General features: G+C 70.7%; 16 protein-coding genes. 7 read left to right on the forward strand and 9 right to left on the reverse strand.

Annotation, left to right across the window (positions count from 1 at the left end; translation table 11 throughout):
- The first annotated feature begins 15 nt into the window (after positions 1-15).
- Positions 16-894, forward strand: coding sequence for an alpha/beta fold hydrolase (locus tag IEZ11_RS38485; protein WP_189267663.1), 879 nt, complete (start codon positions 16-18; stop codon positions 892-894).
- Here IEZ11_RS38485 and IEZ11_RS38490 read toward each other — a convergent pair.
- Complete coding sequence (locus IEZ11_RS38490; RefSeq protein ID WP_229713621.1) at positions 891-1,784, reverse strand: NYN domain-containing protein; 894 nt, start codon at positions 1,782-1,784, stop codon at positions 891-893. The two genes, IEZ11_RS38485 and IEZ11_RS38490, sit on opposite strands and share 4 nt — an antisense overlap.
- Positions 1,785-1,954: 170 nt before the next feature.
- Here IEZ11_RS38490 and IEZ11_RS38495 point away from each other — a divergent pair, with 170 nt between their 5' ends.
- On the forward strand, positions 1,955-2,107 hold the full coding sequence (locus IEZ11_RS38495; protein ID WP_089098921.1) for a DUF8834 family protein: 153 nt from the start codon (positions 1,955-1,957) through the stop codon (positions 2,105-2,107).
- Positions 2,108-2,281: 174 nt separating this feature from the next.
- On the opposite strand, the gene IEZ11_RS38500 is transcribed toward IEZ11_RS38495, so the two are convergent.
- The 4 genes from IEZ11_RS38500 to IEZ11_RS38515 form a co-directional block, all read right to left on the reverse strand.
- Positions 2,282-2,887 (reverse strand): MarC family protein, encoded by a 606-nt coding sequence (locus IEZ11_RS38500; protein ID WP_189267664.1) that lies wholly within the window; start codon positions 2,885-2,887, stop codon positions 2,282-2,284.
- A gap of 56 nt (positions 2,888-2,943) precedes the next feature.
- Entirely contained in the window at positions 2,944-3,801 is an 858-nt protein-coding gene (locus IEZ11_RS38505; protein WP_189267665.1) for a PHP domain-containing protein, read from the reverse strand.
- Positions 3,802-3,997: 196 nt separating this feature from the next.
- Positions 3,998-4,639: a DUF6758 family protein gene (locus IEZ11_RS38510; RefSeq protein WP_189267666.1), complete on the reverse strand. Its 642-nt coding sequence runs from the start codon at positions 4,637-4,639 to the stop codon at positions 3,998-4,000.
- Between the two features lie 265 nt (positions 4,640-4,904).
- On the reverse strand, positions 4,905-5,501 hold the full coding sequence (locus IEZ11_RS38515) for a suppressor of fused domain protein (protein ID WP_189267667.1): 597 nt from the start codon (positions 5,499-5,501) through the stop codon (positions 4,905-4,907).
- 487 nt (positions 5,502-5,988) lie between these two features.
- On the opposite strand from IEZ11_RS38515, the gene IEZ11_RS38520 reads away from it, so the two are divergent.
- Positions 5,989-7,119, forward strand: a complete 1,131-nt coding sequence (locus IEZ11_RS38520) for a magnesium and cobalt transport protein CorA (protein WP_189267668.1) — start codon at positions 5,989-5,991, stop codon at positions 7,117-7,119.
- 10 nt (positions 7,120-7,129) lie between these two features.
- Positions 7,130-7,642, forward strand: coding sequence for a hypothetical protein (locus tag IEZ11_RS38525; protein ID WP_189267669.1), 513 nt, complete (start codon positions 7,130-7,132; stop codon positions 7,640-7,642).
- Positions 7,643-8,068: 426 nt separating this feature from the next.
- Here the strand turns inward: IEZ11_RS38525 and IEZ11_RS38530 are convergent, their stop codons facing one another.
- The gene (locus IEZ11_RS38530; RefSeq protein ID WP_189267670.1) at positions 8,069-8,794 is read right to left on the reverse strand and encodes a hypothetical protein; all 726 of its coding nucleotides are present in this window, start codon (positions 8,792-8,794) and stop codon (positions 8,069-8,071) included.
- A 199-nt stretch (positions 8,795-8,993) separates the two neighbouring features.
- On the opposite strand from IEZ11_RS38530, the gene IEZ11_RS38535 reads away from it, so the two are divergent.
- Genes IEZ11_RS38535 through IEZ11_RS38545 form a run of 3 tightly spaced genes read left to right on the forward strand, consistent with a single transcriptional unit; the run spans position 8,994 to position 12,055 of the window.
- Entirely contained in the window at positions 8,994-10,298 is a 1,305-nt protein-coding gene (locus tag IEZ11_RS38535; RefSeq protein ID WP_189267671.1) for a magnesium transporter MgtE N-terminal domain-containing protein, read from the forward strand.
- A complete protein-coding gene (locus tag IEZ11_RS38540) occupies positions 10,288-10,878 on the forward strand; it encodes a DUF1003 domain-containing protein (protein ID WP_189267672.1) in 591 nt (196 codons plus the stop codon). The genes IEZ11_RS38535 and IEZ11_RS38540 overlap by 11 nt, the downstream gene beginning before the upstream one ends.
- 43 nt (positions 10,879-10,921) lie before the next feature.
- Positions 10,922-12,055 (forward strand): Mrp/NBP35 family ATP-binding protein, encoded by a 1,134-nt coding sequence (locus IEZ11_RS38545; RefSeq protein WP_189267673.1) that lies wholly within the window; start codon positions 10,922-10,924, stop codon positions 12,053-12,055.
- Positions 12,056-12,184: 129 nt separating this feature from the next.
- On the opposite strand, the gene IEZ11_RS38550 is transcribed toward IEZ11_RS38545, so the two are convergent.
- From IEZ11_RS38550 to IEZ11_RS38560, 3 genes are all read right to left on the reverse strand, one after another.
- Positions 12,185-12,856, reverse strand: a complete 672-nt coding sequence (locus IEZ11_RS38550; protein WP_189267674.1) for a hypothetical protein — start codon at positions 12,854-12,856, stop codon at positions 12,185-12,187.
- Between the two features lie 238 nt (positions 12,857-13,094).
- On the reverse strand, positions 13,095-13,541 hold the full coding sequence (locus tag IEZ11_RS38555) for a sec-independent translocase (protein WP_189267675.1): 447 nt from the start codon (positions 13,539-13,541) through the stop codon (positions 13,095-13,097).
- Between the two features lie 200 nt (positions 13,542-13,741).
- Positions 13,742-14,242, reverse strand: coding sequence for a trypsin-like peptidase domain-containing protein (locus IEZ11_RS38560; RefSeq protein WP_308426576.1), 501 nt, complete (start codon positions 14,240-14,242; stop codon positions 13,742-13,744).
- Positions 14,243-14,366 lie beyond the last annotated feature (124 nt).

The following is a 14,366-nucleotide window of genomic DNA, read 5'->3' on the forward strand; positions in this document are numbered from 1 at the left end:
GATACCCTCTCCCCCATGAGCAGGCCTCGTACCTTCGTCCCGCCCGCCGGTGCCCGTGCGTATGCGCTCGCCACCGACCGGGGTGAGTTCGCCGTCGTCGACGCGCCCGTGGCCGACGGGGTCGGGTCCAGGGGCGTCGCGCTGCTGCTGCCCGGGTTCACCGGGAGCAAGGAGGACTTCAACCCGCTGCACGAGGCGCTGGGCCGGCGCGGGTACCGGACGGTGGCCGTGGACGGCCGCGGGCAGTTCGAGTCGGACGGGCCCGCGGACGACGAATCGGCGTACGCCCAGGAGGAGTTGGCGCGGGACGTGCTCGCACAGGCGGCGGTGGTCGGCGCGGGCCGTCCGGTGCACCTGCTGGGGCACTCCCTCGGCGGCCAGATCGCGCGCGCGGCCGTGCTCCTGGACCGCACACCGTTCCGCTCACTGACGCTGATGTCCTCAGGCCCGGCGCAGATCTCCTCCTCGCAGCAGCAGCGCGTGAAGCTGCTGCGGGACGGGCTCGCCGTGATGTCGATGGCCGAGGTGTGGGAGGCCATACAGGCCATGGAGGCGCCGGAGGAGTTGGAGGAGCCCGACGCGCCGGACGGGGGCGCGGAGGACGGCGAGGATCTGCGGCGCCGCTGGCTGGGCAACAAGCCGGCCCAACTCATCGCCACCGGCCGCCAGTTGTGCACCGAGCCGGACCGGGTCGCGGAACTCGCCGCCGTACCGCTGCCGTTCCACGTCCTGTCGGGCGCCCGGGACGACACCTGGCCGGTACCGCTGCTGGACGACATGGCGTCGCGGCTGCGGGCCCGCCGGACCGTCATCGAGGGGGCGGAGCACTCGCCCAACACCGACCGGCCGGCCCCCACCGCCGAGGCGATCGCCACCTTCTGGGACAGTCACTAGTACTGCGTCTGAAGGTGCTCCCAGAAGCCGTCCCGCAGGGCGCGGCGCAGGTCGGCCTGGCCGCGCAGGGAGTACTGGAGCATCCCCTCGGCCTCGACGAGGAGGTCCTGGTCGACGGGTCCCGGCAGGTAGGGGTGGCCGGGCAGCAGTTCGACGAGCGCCTCGCGGCCCCGTGCGGACAGCCATTTCGCCGCGATCTGCGCGCCGATGAAACGGACGTCCTCGCGGGTGGGTCTGGTGGTGCCGGCCTCGTAGGCGGGGGCGGCGCGCCTGGAGACGTACGGCTTGAAGAACTCGAGGTCGAGGGTGCGCTGGCTGTCGACCTCCCAGAGCAGCGGCTCGGCCTGGTTGCGGCCTTCGGGGGCCTCGATGCCCCACAGGTGGACGCGGGCGCCGTAGCCCTGGGCGGCCTCGACCGCCGAGACCAGGTCCTCGTCGCCGCCGAGCAGGGCCGCGTCGCTGATGGCGCGGTGCCGGGCGAGTGACTCCAGGTCCGTGCGGATCAGGGAGTCGACGCCCTTCTGCTGGTTGTTGGCGTTGAGGTTGCCGAGGCGGACCTTGACGTCGGGGAGTTCGGCGATGGTCTGCTGCTCGGCGGTGTGGATGCGGCGGCGGGCGCCGTCGTACCAGTAGACGCGCAGCAGCCGGCTGTCGGCGAAGATCTGGCGCGCCTTGTCGATGAGCGCCTCGATCAGTCCCTCGGCGTCGAGGTCGAAGGCACGGCGGTCCTCCGTCCCGGCGACGAGCCGGCCCGTGGCCGCGTAGAGGTAGCCCGCGTCGACGAAGATCGCATGGGTCGAGGGCGTCTTCGCCACTTCGGCGAGCATGCGGGTGAGCAGCTCGTTCGTGCGGTCGATACGGGCTTGGAGGGGAGCGAGGTCGTCGTTCATCGCCTCCATTGTCCCGGCGGTCACGCTGCGAACACAACCGGTCCCGGTCAGTCTCCCTGAGACTGGTACCAGTCGGTAATTAGACGTTCGAAAAATTTCTTTAGCGTAGGGAATGTTTGTAACACGCAAGTCGTTGACTCAGACGGAACACGACGACGAAGGGAGAGGCCATGCGCTTCGAAATCATGCGACTCGACGAGGTCGACGGCACCACCGTGGACAGCACTGTCGTGGACGCCGCCTCCGTCAGCAGGATCGTCCAGCAGGCCGCCGCCGTGGGGCAGCGCCTGTGGATCCGACCGGCCGAGACCCAGGCTTCGTGACGAGAGCCGCGTGACGCGGGCTTCACGAGGCTTCGCAACAGGACGACGCGACACGAGAAGACGGACAGCAACCACGACGACATGACACGCGGAGCACCGCACAGTCTTCAGAGCCCCCGTACGGCACCGATGCCGTACGGGGGCTCTGCGTTGCGGGACCCGCGCCCGCGCCCGTCACGTGCCCTTGATCACCTGGGTGACACCGTTGATGATCTGCTGCACGGCGATCGCGGAGAGCATCATGCCCGCGAGTCGTGTCACCAGGACCACGCCGCCGTCCTTGATGACCCGGATGATCAGCAGCGAGTAGCGCATCACCAGCCACAGCACGGCGTGGATGGCGAGGATCGCGGTCCACACGGACACCTGCATGGCCACGCTGTCGGCCTTCTGCACGGCGAGGATGACCGACACGATCGCGCCGGGACCGGCCAGCAGCGGCATGCCCAGCGGCACCAGCGCCACGTTGACGTCCTTGGTCTGCTTCGGCTCGTCGTTCTTGCCGGTGAGCAGGTCAAGGGCGATGAGCAGGAGCAGCAGCCCGCCCGCGATCATCAGCGCGGGCACGGAGACGTGCAGGTAGTCGAGGATCTGGTGGCCGAGGAGCCCGAAGACCGTGATCACACCGGCCGCCACGCACACGGCCTGGAAGGCCATCCGCTTCTGCACCTTGCCGGGCCGGCCGGCGGTGAGGGCGAGGAAGATCGGGGTGATCCCGGGGGGATCCATGATGACGAAGAGGGTCAGGAAGAGGGAGCCGAAGACGGCGAGATCGAACATGGGTGTGCTACTGGCCTTGCGGGAGAAAGCGGAGGTGGGCGTGCGAGGTCGGAGCCTCAGATCCCGCCGGTCCCCGGCACCGGGAACGCGCCCGTCGCCCGGCGCGTGATCTCGCCGTACACCTCGGGGTCGGTGGTGTACTCGCCCAGCGTCACCGTCTTGCGGCTGCCGTGGTAGTCGGACGAGCCCGTGACCAGCAGCCCCAGGTCCCCGGCGAGCCCCCGCAGCCGTACCCGGGTGTCCTCGTCGTGGTCCATGTGGTCGACCTCGATGCCGTCGAGCCCGGCCGCGGCCAGCTCGGCGATCGCCGACTCGGGCACCGTACGCCCGCGCTTGGCGGCCGCGGGGTGCGCGAACACGCACACTCCACCGGCGGCCTTGACCAGCCGGATCGCCTCGAAGGGATCGGTCTCGTGCTTCTCCACGAAGGCCCGGCCGCCGTCGGCCAGCCACTCCTCGGTGAAGGCGTCGCTCACGGTCGGCACGACGCCGAGCTCGACGAGCGCGGAGGCGACATGCGGCCGCCCGACCGAACCGTCCCCGGCGATCCGCTTCACCTGCTCCCAGGTGACCGGCACCCCCAGCGCGTCCAGCTTGGCGATCATGCCCTGGGCGCGCGGCACCCGGTCGTCCCGGACCAGCTCGCGCTCGGCGAGCAGAGCGGGCTCCTCGGGGTCGAAGAGGTAGGCCAGCATGTGCATGGAGACACCGTCGACACGGCAGGACAGCTCGGCCCCGGTGACCAGGGTGAGCCCCTCGGGCAGCGCGGCGACGGCCTCGGCGTACCCCCGGGTGGTGTCGTGGTCGGTCAGCGCGACGACGTCAAGACCGGCGGCGGCGGCGTTGCGCACCAGCTCGGCCGGGGTGTCCGTACCGTCGGAGGCGGTGGAGTGGCAGTGCAGATCGATGCGCACGACACGGACTCCAGCGGGACGCGACGGAAGGGGACGCGTCAAGGATAACGGCCGGCAGGGGGTGCCCTTGTCACACCCCAAAGCGGGGGGTGCCCCATACAGGCACAGCACAGGTCCCACCCAGGTGCGCGGGGAACTGCGCGACCAGCCCCCACGGCGCCGCAGCCGCCCAAGCCGCCCACGTACGGCACACCCCCTACGGCTCCAGCAGACGCGGCGACAGCGCCCCGCAGGGCACCAGGTCCACCTCGGCCCCCGCGTCCCGCAGATCCGTCAGCACCAGTTCGTCGTACATCAGCAAGCCGGTCTGCTCGGGCCAGACCACCGCCCACAGCCACAGCCCCCGGGCCTCGCCCGCGAAGACGGCCCGGTCGTCGGGCGCACCGGAGACATGCCACAGCGGTGTGGGCCGCCCGGCGGCCAGCACCTTCGCCTGCGGCGGCTTCTCCACGCTCATGTACGGTCCCGGATCCGGCCCGTCGATCCCCGCGTACCGGGCCCCGAGTCCGACCCCCAGCTCCTCGGCGACCAGGATCATCTCCCCTATGCCGCCGAGCGGCGCGGGTCCGGAGCAGGCGACGGCGGTCGCGCGCCCCCCGCTGCGGTCGTCACCGGCGCACGCCACACCCGTGAACAGCCAGCCGACCGGCAACGGCCAGGGCATCCACACCGGGACCTGGGTGCGGTGCACCACCACACCGAGGGCCTCGACGCTGGGCGGGATCACGGGCTGTACCGGATGCACGGTCCCGTGCACGTCGCACTGCCAGGTGTCGGCGAAGAGTCCGGGAGCCCTGACCCGGCCACCACACTTCGGGCAACTGGGTTCGCCCCTCATAGAGCCCCACGGTCCTACCCTGAATCGCCCACGTCAAGGACGATCACCCGTCCAGCGCACGTGATCTCCCGGATGCACAGCCATCCGTGCGAGACCTTCCGCGCCGGCGGGCGCCCCTCCCGCACGGATCCCGTACGGGTCCCGCACGGATCCCGTACGCGGGCGCCGCCACCGCCCACGTTCCGCCGGTGCGACGCCCGCCCCGGGGGACTTTGCCAACTGACGTCCTCCGCGCGGCGCTTGGTGAGCTTGCTCACCTGCCCGGTCAGTCCAGCGGGACGGAACCGCGGTGCGGGTCCCGGAGGTCCGTCCCGTTCACGAGCCAGCGCTCCTGGAGCGCCCCGGCGCCGTGCACCCGCTTCCAGGCGGCCTCGTTCGGCGTCATCGGCAGCAGCGGCAGGAACCGCACGGGATCGAGGGGCTCGTCCAGTTGCAGATCCTCGACGAGACCGCCCGGCTCGCCGACCAGGACCGAGGTGAAGGGCGCGCCCGGCCACAGCGGGCCGCCGACGTCCAGCGACCCGCCCGGCGTCACGACCAGGCCCTCCACCTGCGGGGACGCGGCGAGTACGGCGAGCGCGCGGAGCACCTTGTCGGTCTCGGCGAGCCCGGCCCGGACCGACAGGACCAGTTCGGCACGCGGTCCCTCGACGGGGTCCGCGACCATCGCGGTGGGGTCGGCCATGGGGTGCGCGGACATGCCGAGCGTCGCGTAGCGGACGACGTTCTCGCCCTGGAGGTCCTCGTGGAACCGGAGCACCTCGATGCGGTCCGTACCGAGGAAGGTGACCGCCGCGCGCGCGTCCGGTTCACCCAGTGCGGTGGTCAACCGGGCCTCGACCAGAGGAAGAACTTCAGCCATGTCGTGAGCATAGAACTCGTCAGTACCGGGCAAAGCGGCGCCTTGACACTGAGGGCTACTGCTACTCTGGCCGCGGCGGTTCGGGGCAGCACGCAGTGCGTCGCGGTCAGACCCCGACGCCGACAGGACTCCCTTACGAGGGACCGGCTGGAGGAGGTGGGGCTGTCATGGATCGAAGTCACCCGTGCAGTACCACTCGCTCTTCCGGCCTCTGAAATTTCTTCTCTGGCTGGCTGCCGCCTTCTTGTGCGCGTTGTCGTTCGGAAGAGCACTTCGTTTCGCTTGCCTGATCCCTTTGACCGGTCCGTTCCGGATCTGTCGGGATCCGTTCGTCTGATCTGAATCAGTAGCGAAGTCACCACCGCAACGGTGCGGTGCTCCCCGCTTTGTGGACGTGCCAAACATCCGCAGTCAGGACGTCCCCATTCCGGGTAGTTCCACCCGTTCGCCCGCGGTCTTCCGCTGCCTGTCGCGAAGGAGCCTGCCCATGTCGATGATCCGCGACCTCCGTGCCGTGGTCCGCCCCTCCCGCCCCTCGCTGCGCAAGAGCCTGCGTCCGGACAACGGCGCGTACGACACCACTCGCGACCCCGGTACGCCGTCGGCCGTCGTCGACTGCGCCGTCTACCGCGACGGCGCCCGGATCCAGACCGGCAAGCCGCTCACCCCGCACGAGGCGATGCGGCTGGTGCGCCGGGACGGCGGCTTCGTGTGGATCGGCCTGCACGAGCCGACCGAGGCCGAATTCGCCGGTATCGCGAGCGAGTTCGGGCTCCACCCGCTGGCCGTGGAGGACGCGGTCCAGGCCCACCAGCGCCCCAAGCTGGAGCGGTACGACGACTCCCTCTTCACCGTCTTCAAGACCATCCACTACGTGGAGCACGACCAGCTCACCGCCAACAGCGAGGTCGTGGAGACCGGCGAGGTCATGTGCTTCACCGGCCGGGACTTCTTCATCACCGTCCGGCACGGCGGACAGGGTTCGCTGCGGGCGCTGCGGCACCGGCTCCAGGACGACCCCGAGCTGCTCGCCAAGGGCCCCTCGGCCGTGCTGCACGCCATCGCCGACCACGTCGTGGACGGTTACGTCGCGGTCGCCGACGCGGTGCAGGACGACATCGACGAGGTGGAGACCGAGGTCTTCACGCCGGGCCGCAGGGGCGGCGTCTCCCGAGGCGTCGACTCGGCACGGATCTACCAACTCAAGCGCGAGGTGCTGGAGTTCAAGCGCGCGGTCTCTCCGCTCCTGCGCCCCATGCAGCTGTTGAGCGAACGCCCCATGCGGCTGGTCGACCCCGACATCCAGAAGTACTTCCGGGACGTCGCCGACCACCTCGCCCGGGTCCAGGAGCAGGTCGTCGGCTTCGACGAACTCCTCAACTCCATCCTCCAGGCCAACCTCGCGCAGGCGTCCGTCGCGCAGAACGAGGACATGCGGAAGATCACGGCATGGGCCGCGATCATCGCCGTACCGACGATGGTCTGCGGTGTGTACGGGATGAACTTCAGGTACATGCCGGAGCTGCACTGGAAGTACGGCTACCCGGTGATCATGGGCATCACGGTCTGCATCTGCCTCGGCATCCACCGCACCCTGAAGCGCAACGGCTGGCTCTAGGGTGGGCGCCATGACAAGCGAGCTGCTCGACCAGGCCCTCGTCGAGGAGGCCACGAAGAAGTCCGGCCTCATCTGGGTGCGGGGCGCTGGGGCGGCGACCGCGCGTGCGGTGTGGCACGCGTGGGCCGACGGAGGCGTGTGCCTGGTCGGCGACGGCGCCGAGCAGCCGTTGGGCGGCCTGGCCGACGGGGGGTCGGCGGAGGTCACCGTCCGCAGCAAGGACAAGGGCGGCCGGCTGGTCACCTGGACGGCGACGGTCGCGGAACTGGCCGCCGGCACCCCGGAGTGGGACGCGGCGGTGGCGGAACTGAAGGGCAAACGCCTCAACGCCCCCGACGGCGAGGCGATGACGGCCCGCTGGGCGAGGGAGTCCAGAGTGCTGCGCCTGACCCCGACGGGAGTGACATCGCCGTTGCCGGAGGAGAACCTGGCAGCGGCCCCGCTCCCCTCCCCGGCAACGACCCGGCGCCCGGTCCCGGCCGCCCTGCCACGGTTGCTTTCGAGACGCCGGAAGCACAAGTAGCGGACAGCCGGGCCAGGTTCGGCACCGCCGGGCAGGACCGTCATGGCGGATCACCGTTGCGGCGGAATCGGGGATCACCGGTCGGCTTCCCGAACGGCCGGTTCGCTGAGCCCGCTGCCGGAGGTCCGACGGATCCGTGAGACCGACAAGCCCCGCGGGATCGGTGGATCGATCCATCGGATCTGCGGGCTCGCCGGAACCGACAGACCGATCGGGTCGGTGCGCGCCTGTGGGCCGGTGGCCTCGCAGGCTACCCACTGGACCTCCGGACCCGCCGGACCTCCGGACCCGCCGGACCTCTGGACCGACCGGGCCTCCAAGACCCGCCGGGCCTCCGAATCGGCCGAACAACGGTGTTAGGCCGTCGCGGCGCTCGTCGGGGGTGCCGAACTCGCCGAAGGCGTCACGACCCCACCCCGCCGACTCCTACGACGTCGGCAGCTGCTTCCCGTAGTCCACCGTCTCGTTCTTCTCCGGTTCGGCGACCGAGAAGCCCTTGCCCCAGTCGGAGAACGTGAGGGTGCCGGCGCCGCCGCCGCGTTCCAGGCGGAGGGGGTACGGCTTGCCTTCGAGGGAGACGTCGAGGGTGCCGCCCGAGCCGTCGTCGCCGGTGATGCGGATCGTGCGGGTGCCCGACTGCTCGTGGTGCCCGTCCGCCGAGAGCGTGCCGTGCAGGGTCAGCAGGCCCGACAGAAGGAGGTCCTTGTCCGTGAAGCCGCTGAACTTCTTGTACGCGGGGTCCGTCCGCGGCACCTTGACGTACTTGCCGTCGAGCGTGGTCGCGGCGCTCGTGTCACTGCCGTCGGCGTGGTTCCAGAACCCCGCGTCGGCCTGCAGATACAGCGTGCCGCCGACCCGGACGAGCTGGAACGTCGAGCCCTTCGACGTCACCGACCCGGTCCCGCCGTCCTTGTTCAGGCGCATGTCCAGCTGGTACGTACGCCCGCTCGTGACCACGGTCCCCTCCATCCGCACGGTCGCCACGGACGACGCCGCCGTCCGCGTCCTCGACTGGATCTCGGCCGGCGAGAGCTTGCCCACCCCGTTCGTGCCGGCGTCCGGATCCTCACTGCATCCGGTGAGAACGGCCAGTGCGCACACGGTGGTGACCAGTGCGGCGCGGCGAGTACGGCCCGGCGCGATCAAGGTCACGGACAGAGCCACCTTTCTGACGGGTCCGGCACGGCGTACCGCAGCGTACCGGTGCCCCGGCCGCCCGGCGGAGCCGGTCCGTCCGGACCGCTCACCAGGGCGTATCCGATCGGTACGGGCTAGCCTGAAGCCCACCGAGCGGGCAAAAGGGACCGAGAACCACGCAAGCAGCACTTCGGCAGGCAAAGGAAGCAACCCCATGGCAGCCGGCGCTCCCCGCATCTTCGTCTCGCACCTCGCCGGTGTCCCCGTCTTCGATCCCAACGGCGACCAGGTGGGCCGCGTCCGGGACCTCGTCGTCATGCTGCGCGTCGGCCGCAAACCCCCGCGGCTGCTCGGCCTGGTCGTCGAACTGTCCACCCGGCGCCGGATCTTCCTGCCCATGACCCGGGTGACCGGCATCGAGTCCGGCCAGGTCATCACCACCGGCGTGGTCAACGTCCGGCGTTTCGAGCAGCGCCCCACCGAGCGCCTGGTCTTCGGCGAACTCCTCGACCGCCGGGTCCAGCTGGTCGAGACCGACGAGGAGGTCACCGTCCTGGACCTGGCCGTGCAGCAGCTGCCGGCCCGCCGGGACTGGGAGGTCGACCGGGTCTTCGTCCGCAAGGGCCGCACCGGCACCTTCCGACGGACCAGGGGCGAGACGCTCACCGTCGAGTGGTCCCAGGTCACCGGGTTCTCCCTGGAGGAGCACGGCCAGGGTGCCGAGAGCCTGCTCGCCACCTTCGAGCAGCTGCGCCCCGCCGACCTCGCCAACGTGCTGCACCACCTCTCCCCCAAGCGCCGCGCCGAGGTGGCCGCGGCCCTCGACGACGACCGCCTGGCCGACGTGCTGGAGGAACTCCCCGAGGACGACCAGATCGAGATCCTCGGCAAGCTGAAGGAGGAGCGGGCGGCGGACATCCTGGAGGCGATGGACCCGGACGACGCGGCCGACCTGCTCGCCGAACTCCCCGAACAGGACAAGGAACGGCTGCTGAGCCTGATGCAGCCGGCGGACGCGGCCGAGATGCGGCGCCTGATGTCGTACGAGGAACACACGGCGGGCGGTCTGATGACCACCGAGCCGATCGTCCTGCGTCCCGACGCCACCGTCGCCGACGCCCTCGCCCGGGTCCGCAACGCCGACCTCTCCCCGGCCCTCGCCGCCCAGGTCTACGTCTGCCGGCCGCCCGACGAGACCCCGACCGGCAAGTACCTGGGCACCGTCCACTTCCAGCGGCTGCTCCGCGATCCCCCGTACACCCTGGTCAGTTCGCTGGTCGCCGACGACGATCTGCAGCCCCTCGACCCGGACGCCACGCTCCCGGTCATCGCCGGGTTCTTCGCGACCTACGACATGGTCGCGGCGCCCGTGGTGGACGAGGCGGGATCGCTCCTCGGCGCGGTGACCGTGGACGACGTGCTCGACCACATGCTGCCGGAGGACTGGCGGGAGACCGAGTTCCACCTGGACGACGAGGAGCAGGCGGAGAAGAAGGGGGCGGGGACCCATGGCGCCTGAACGTGAGAGCGGCCGTGAGCGGACGCCGTCGGGCGCCACCGCGGCCACCCGGTCCCGGAGCACCCGGCTGGACCAGCCGCGCCCGCCCCGGCGGCGGATCGTGCCCGAGTGGGACCCGGAGGCCTTCGGACGGCTGTCCGAGCGCATCGCCCGCTTCCTGGGCACCGGACGGTTCATCGTCTGGATGACGTTCGTGATCATCCTCTGGGTGATCTGGAACATCGCGGTACCCGGCAGGTTCCGCTTCGACGAGTACCCGTTCATCTTCCTGACCCTGGCCCTGTCCCTCCAGGCCTCCTACGCGGCCCCGCTGATCCTGCTCGCCCAGAACAGGCAGGACGACCGTGACCGGGTCAACCTCGAACAGGACCGCAAGCAGAACGAGCGGTCCATCGCCGACACCGAGTACCTGACCCGGGAGATCGCCGCCCTGCGCATGGGCCTGGGCGAGGTGGCGACCCGGGACTGGATCCGCTCCGAGCTCCAGGACCTGCTCAGGGAGATGACGGACGAGCGGCGGGACGGTCAGGTCGTATTCCCGGCAGAACGGTCGGCCCGGCGTGACGTAGACGACCGCTGAGGGGCGTTATAGGGGGCCTGTGCCTCGCCGTACCATCGTCTGTATGGCTAGCGAAGACGCGGTGCGCGAGGCACTGGCGACGGTGAACGACCCCGAGATCAACCGGCCCATCACCGAGCTCGGGATGGTCAAATCGGTGGAGATCGGTGCGGACGGGGCGGTCGCGGTCACCGTGTACCTGACCGTCTCCGGCTGCCCCATGCGGGACACGATCACCCAGCGGGTCACCGATGCGGTCTCCCGGGTCGAGGGTGTCACCCGCGTCGACGTCACCCTGGACGTGATGAGCGACGAGCAGCGCAAGGAGCTGGCCTCCACGCTGCGCGGCGGCCAGACCGAGCGGGAGGTGCCGTTCGCCAAGCCCGGCAGCCTCACCCGCGTCTACGCCGTCGCCTCGGGCAAGGGCGGCGTCGGCAAGTCGTCGGTGACGGTGAACCTCGCCGCCGCGATGGCCGCCGACGGCCTCAAGGTGGGCGTGGTCGACGCGGACATCTACGGCCACTCCGTCCCGCGCATGCTCGGCGCGGACGGCCTCCCCACCCAGGTCGAGAACATGATCATGCCGCCGTCGGCGAACGGCGTGAAGGTCATCTCCATCGGCATGTTCACCCCGGGCAACACCCCGGTCGTCTGGCGCGGCCCGATGCTGCACCGCGCCCTCCAGCAGTTCCTCTCGGACGTCTACTGGGGCGACCTGGACGTCCTGCTCATGGACCTTCCGCCGGGCACCGGTGACATCGCGATCTCGGTCGCCCAGCTGGTCCCGAACGCCGAGATCCTGGTCGTGACGACGCCCCAGCAGGCGGCGGCCGAGGTCGCCGAACGGGCGGGTTCCATCGCGGTCCAGACCCACCAGAAGATCGTGGGCGTGGTCGAGAACATGTCCGGGCTGCCCTGCCCGCACTGCGGCGAGATGGTCGACGTCTTCGGCACCGGCGGCGGCCAGACGGTCGCGGACGGCCTGACCCGTACGACGGGTGCGACGGTCCCCGTCCTCGGCTCCATCCCCATCGACGTCCGCCTGCGCGAGGGCGGCGACGAGGGCAAGCCGATCGTCCTGACCGACCCGGACAGCCCGGCGGGCGCGGCCCTGCGCGGCATCGCCGGCAAGCTGGGCGGCAGGCAGCGGGGCCTCTCGGGAATGTCGTTGGGCATCACGCCGCGCAACAAGTTCTAGAGGGGATCCACAGCGCACCGAAAGGGGCGCGGGGAACCGCGCGACAAGCCACGAAGCACCCGCAGCCGCGCCCCAACCGCAACCCCTACGGCGAAGGGGCGCCAAAACCACCGGCGCCCCTTTTTCCTGTCACGCGTACGCGGCGATGTCCTTGATCATCGCGAACCCCAGCCCGTAGGCCGACATCCCCCGGCCGTACGCACCGAGGTGCACCCCCTCCTCGGTCGACCCCGCGAGCACCCACCCGAACTCCGACTCCCGGTAGTGGAACGGCGTCGACACCCCGTCCACCGGCAGCGACAGCGTCGACCACTCCGGCCCGGCCAGCTCGTCGGCCAGCTCCCACGCCGTCTCGGTCTGCTGCTCCAGCCAGTCGTCCCGCAGGCTGTGGTCCATCTGCCCCGGCCAGGTGAAGGACAGCAGCCCGACCCCGGCCAGCCACGCGGCGGACGACACCGACGTGGCCTCCAGCAGCCCCGTCCCGTCGGCGCTCCGCCGGGACGGACTCGCCGCGACGGTCACGACCACCGCGAACTTCTCCCGCGGCTCACCGACCGCCGAGGCGAGATGCTCGTTGCGCACCGACGGCTCGTCGCCGTGCCCGATCGACCCGTGCTCCACCGCACCGTCGGCCGCCGAACCCACCTGCATCAGCCAGCGCGGCCCCGTGAACGCCTCGTCGAGGCCGTACCAGGGGAAGGGCGCCTCCAGGTATCCGTCGACCGTGCGGCGGGCAGCGAGGAGCTGCTGTTCGCCCGCCACGACCGGCGCCTGTCCGTCCACCCGACTTGTCGTCTCCATCTGCCCGGACGCCTCCTAGTTCCAGTCGGTCCGGGGCGGCCCGCCCCCCTTCGGGCGCACTCGTCCGGTCCGCACAACAACTCGGCAGCATATCGACACCGCCGCGAACAGCAGCGAAACCGCCCGGTGCGTGGGTCGCACGGGCGGCGGGTTCGGGCTGTAAAAGACGTATGAGCGGCGCACACGCGGTATGAAACGCGTCACGTGCGCCGCTCATGCGCGGGTCGGCGATCCCGACTCAGGTGGCGTCCGCGTCGAAGGGCGGACGGTCCTCCTTGCCCGGGTCCTCCGGCTTCTTGCTCATGTCGATCCGGCCGCTCCCCGCGGAACCGCTCCCGGAGGACGAGGTCGAGGAGTCGGACTCACGGCTGTTCACCGCGTCCGTGACCTCGGCCATCTCCTTCTTCAGGTCGAAGCCGTTGCGGATCTCCTTCAGCCCCAGCTCGTCGCTGTCCAGGTGCTTGCGGATGAAGGTCTTGGGGTTGAGGTCCTCCAGCTCGAAGTCCTTGAACTCCGGGCCGAGTTCCTGCCGGATGTCCTCTTTGGCGCTCTCCGAGAACTCCCGGATCTTGCGGATGGTCCGCATGACGTCCTGGATGACCTTCGGGAGCTTGTCCGGACCGAAGACGAGCACGGCGAGGACGACGATCGTCACCAGCTCTAGTGGTCCTATGTCATTGAACACCTGAAGCTCCTTGCGATGTCCTCGGTCCTCGGCCCTCCGGTCGCTGTTGCGGGTGTTCCGTGGTCCGGGCCGGGTCCACGGTACCCGGCGGACCTGTCCGACCGGTACTGCCCGCGGTGTCCGACTGCGTGTGTACGACCGGTTTTCCGGGTTGTTTGCCTAGTCGGGGCACGAGTGGGGTCCCAGCTGTGAGGTTTCTGTCAGTTCCTGTCCGAAGGGCCGAGCGGCAGCGGGGTGAGGCCCTGCACGCCGTGCACCTGGACGACGGCGAGGTCGTATCCGGTGTCCCGGCCGACGACGGTCGCCCGGGCGGTGGCTCCGCTGTTGAACGTCACGGTGATCCGGCCGCCCGCGGAGACCGCGGGGGCGACGACGCGGCTGTCGGTCAGGATGCGCCCGCGGGTGTCGAGGACGAGGCCGGTGCCGGTGATCTCTTCGCCGGTGCCGGTGACCTGGAGGGTGACGACGCTGGGCAGCGCCCGTGCCGCGGTCCCGGCGACGTCGCCGGGCGGCGGACCGGGCGGCGGGCCCGGCTGGGCCAGCTGTACGGTCTCCACGCCGCCGGTGCGCTCCAGATAGCCGCCGAGCAGCGCGCCGGCCGCACCGGAGACCACGGTGAGCGCCAGAGCCCCCGCGACGAGCGTGCGCCGGCTCCGCGACCGCCGCCGGGCGTCGGGTGACGTCGGTATCCCCTCGTCCATGGTCTCCTCGCGGGCTCGCCGCGGCCCGTGCACGGGCGGGCTCGCGGAAGGTCGGCTCCCTGCCCGGAGCGGTGTCACGGGCATGGCTGGCTCACAGGATTCAACCAGGTTCGCGAGGCGCCGC

It is taken from the genome of Streptomyces fuscichromogenes (assembly GCF_014645815.1).
GTDB classification, from domain to species: domain Bacteria; phylum Actinomycetota; class Actinomycetes; order Streptomycetales; family Streptomycetaceae; genus Streptomyces; species Streptomyces fuscichromogenes.

What these genes read in the sequence shown, in the direction of transcription:
- IEZ11_RS38485 (WP_189267663.1), top strand. Translation starts at nt 16, where the DNA reads ATGAGCAGGCCTCGTACCTTCGTCCCGCCCGCCGGTGCCCGTGCGTAT.
- IEZ11_RS38490 (WP_229713621.1), bottom strand. Translation starts at nt 1,784, where the DNA reads ATGAACGACGACCTCGCTCCCCTCCAAGCCCGTATCGACCGCACGAAC.
- IEZ11_RS38495 (WP_089098921.1), top strand. Translation starts at nt 1,955, where the DNA reads ATGCGCTTCGAAATCATGCGACTCGACGAGGTCGACGGCACCACCGTG.
- IEZ11_RS38500 (WP_189267664.1), bottom strand. Translation starts at nt 2,887, where the DNA reads ATGTTCGATCTCGCCGTCTTCGGCTCCCTCTTCCTGACCCTCTTCGTC.
- IEZ11_RS38510 (WP_189267666.1), bottom strand. Translation starts at nt 4,639, where the DNA reads ATGAGGGGCGAACCCAGTTGCCCGAAGTGTGGTGGCCGGGTCAGGGCT.
- IEZ11_RS38515 (WP_189267667.1), bottom strand. Translation starts at nt 5,501, where the DNA reads ATGGCTGAAGTTCTTCCTCTGGTCGAGGCCCGGTTGACCACCGCACTG.
- IEZ11_RS38520 (WP_189267668.1), top strand. Translation starts at nt 5,989, where the DNA reads ATGTCGATGATCCGCGACCTCCGTGCCGTGGTCCGCCCCTCCCGCCCC.
- IEZ11_RS38525 (WP_189267669.1), top strand. Translation starts at nt 7,130, where the DNA reads ATGACAAGCGAGCTGCTCGACCAGGCCCTCGTCGAGGAGGCCACGAAG.
- IEZ11_RS38535 (WP_189267671.1), top strand. Translation starts at nt 8,994, where the DNA reads ATGGCAGCCGGCGCTCCCCGCATCTTCGTCTCGCACCTCGCCGGTGTC.
- IEZ11_RS38540 (WP_189267672.1), top strand. Translation starts at nt 10,288, where the DNA reads ATGGCGCCTGAACGTGAGAGCGGCCGTGAGCGGACGCCGTCGGGCGCC.
- IEZ11_RS38545 (WP_189267673.1), top strand. Translation starts at nt 10,922, where the DNA reads ATGGCTAGCGAAGACGCGGTGCGCGAGGCACTGGCGACGGTGAACGAC.
- IEZ11_RS38550 (WP_189267674.1), bottom strand. Translation starts at nt 12,856, where the DNA reads ATGGAGACGACAAGTCGGGTGGACGGACAGGCGCCGGTCGTGGCGGGC.
- IEZ11_RS38560 (WP_308426576.1), bottom strand. Translation starts at nt 14,242, where the DNA reads ATGGACGAGGGGATACCGACGTCACCCGACGCCCGGCGGCGGTCGCGG.